General features: G+C 68.2%; 2 protein-coding genes. One reads left to right on the top strand and one right to left on the bottom strand.

Annotation, left to right across the window (positions count from 1 at the left end):
* The coding region (locus AC1D01_RS32485; RefSeq protein ID WP_477873619.1) for a DEAD/DEAH box helicase at positions 1 to 1340 on the bottom strand (1340 nt) is incomplete at its 3' end.
* Between the two features lie 213 nt (positions 1341 to 1553).
* On the opposite strand from AC1D01_RS32485, the gene AC1D01_RS32480 reads away from it, so the two are divergent.
* On the top strand, positions 1554 to 1932 hold a 379-nt coding region (locus tag AC1D01_RS32480; RefSeq protein WP_477873618.1), incomplete at its 3' end, for a 2Fe-2S iron-sulfur cluster-binding protein.

Below are 1932 nucleotides of genomic sequence, written 5' to 3'. Positions count from 1 at the left end.
CGTTGCGGGCGGGACTCGCCGGGTTCGCGTGGCTCGCGGGGTTCGCGCGCCTCGCGGGATTCGGCCGGCGCATCGTCCCAGCTGCGGCGCGGCCGCTCGGTGCGGTCCGACATGCGCGGGCGCGCCTCGTCCAGTTCGAGCGGCTCGAGTTCGATCTTCTTCTTKATCAGCTTCTCGATGTCGGACACCAGCCGGGCGTCGTCGCGGGTGACCAGCGTGACCGCCAGGCCCGAGGCCCCGGYGCGCCCGGTGCGGCCGATGCGGTGGACATAGTCCTCGGCATTGAACGGCACGTCGAAATTGAAGACCGCCGGCAGGTCGGCGATGTCCAGGCCGCGCGCGGCCACGTCGGTGCAGACCAGCACGTCGACCTCGCCGCGCTTGAACGCTTCGAGGGCCTTCAGCCGCTCGTCCTGCGACTTGTCGCCGTGCAGCGCGTTGGTCTTGAGGCCTTCGCGCTCGAGCGAACGCGCGAGGCGGGCGCAACCGAGCTTGGAGTTGACGAACACGATCGCCTGCTTCAGCGCGCGCTCGACCAGGATCTTGCGGATTGCGGCGCGCTTGTCGTCGGACGACACGCTGTAGAAGCGCTGCTCCACGTTCGTCGCCGTCGCGTTCGGCCGGGCCACTTCGACAAGGATCGGATCCTGCAGGTAGCTCTCGGCCAGCTTCTTGATCTCGGTCGAGAAGGTGGCCGAGAACAGCAGCGTCTGGCGCTGCTTCGGCAGGTAGCTCAGGATGCGCTGCAGGTCGGGGAGGAAGCCGATGTCCAGCATGCGGTCGGCCTCGTCGAGCACGACGTACTCGACCTGGTTCAGCACCGCGTTCTTCGCCTCGATGTGGTCGAGCAGGCGGCCGGGGGTGGCGATCAGCACCTCGACGCCAGCCTTCAGCTCGAGCGTCTGCGGCTTCATGTCGATGCCGCCGAAGACGACCGCCGCGCGCAGCTTGGTGTGCTTGGAATAGGTCTTGATGTTCTTCGCGACCTGGTCGGCCAGTTCGCGCGTGGGAGCCAGCACCAGTGCCCGCACCGGGTGGCGAGCCGGCGACATGCTGGCGTTCTCGTGGCGCAGCATCTTGTGCAGCAGCGGCAGCGAGAAGGCGGCCGTCTTGCCGGTGCCGGTCTGCGCGGCACCCATCACGTCACGGCCGGCCAGCACGATCGGGATCGCCTTGGCCTGGATCGGCGTGCACTGGGTGTAGCCGGACTCGGCGACGGCTTTTTGCAGCACGGGCGCCAGGCCAAGGGAAGCGAATTCCACCACGGGCGGGGGGACCGAAGCGTCGGTAGAGCCAGGGGAGGATTYGGTGACGGACGTATCCGTGGGGGAAGAGATCATCCTTGGATTATCCTCCGGGCCGTCCAGACCGCCTGCATCCAAAGGTTTTGGTGCCGGATCAGGGCGATTTCAAGGCCGATCAGAGGTTCCCGACGGCCGACTCCCCGCCGCATCCAACCGTCACCCAGGCTGCTTCGTCCGGGGCAGCCGGGGGGAGCGTTGCTCGTAGACTGTCTGGCCCATCCACGTCCCGCAGCCCCACACGGCTACCCGATGCCTGTTGTCCACCTCTCCAGCGGCAAGACCTTCGAAACGCATGGCGGCGAGTCCCTGCTCGATGCCGCCCTGCGTGCAGGCATCACGCTGCCCTACAGTTGCCGCACCGGACGCTGCGGCAGCTGCAAGGCCGGCCTCGTGTCGGGCGACACCTCGCTGCTGCATGCCGAGCTGGAGTTGGACGATGAAGAGCGCGCTGCCGGAAGCATCCTCACCTGCGTGCGCACCGCCACCAGCGACATCGCATTGGCGGTCGAGGACCTGGGCGATGCCCATCTCGCGGCAGCCCGCACCTGGCCGTGCCGGCTGCAGTCGATCGAGCGCGTGTCGCCCGACGTGGTGCGGGCGACACTGCGCCTGCCTCCTGCCAGCACCG

The sequence above is a fragment of the Rhizobacter sp. P3_B12 genome (genome assembly GCF_056402895.1).
This window is presented reverse-complemented; position numbering and strand designations above follow the sequence as displayed.